Below are 315 nucleotides of genomic sequence, written 5' to 3' on the forward strand. Positions count from 1 at the left end.
ATATAAAGGCCACGCTCCCCGTTTTTATGCCCTTCCAAGAGGAAGCGCATCGAAAGGGTCGTCTTGCCGGAGCCCGGTGTGCCTTCGACGAGATACAGACGGCTTTTGGTCAGGCCGCCGCATAGAACGTCGTCCAACCCTTTGGTGCCAGTACATATTCTCTCGCCGCTCCAGCTAGACGGGTTAGTCGAATCATTCATTACAAGTATCCAGAACAGTCGTTTTTCTGGAACATAGGGCGAAGCCTCGAAAAGGTGTAGTGAAACAGCACCCAAACTTTACCGAAGGGAAGTATCGGCGCGACGCCTGGCCCAC

At 53.7% G+C, this 315-nt stretch carries 1 protein-coding gene; it reads right to left on the reverse strand.

The window, feature by feature from the left end:
* Nucleotides 1-200: ATPase domain-containing protein (locus A3728_RS22550; protein WP_330220295.1), on the reverse strand; the 200-nt coding region annotated here is incomplete at its 3' end.
* Nucleotides 201-315: the final 115 nt, after the last annotated feature.

The organism is Sulfitobacter sp. HI0040 (assembly GCF_001634885.1).
GTDB lineage: Bacteria > Pseudomonadota > Alphaproteobacteria > Rhodobacterales > Rhodobacteraceae > Sulfitobacter.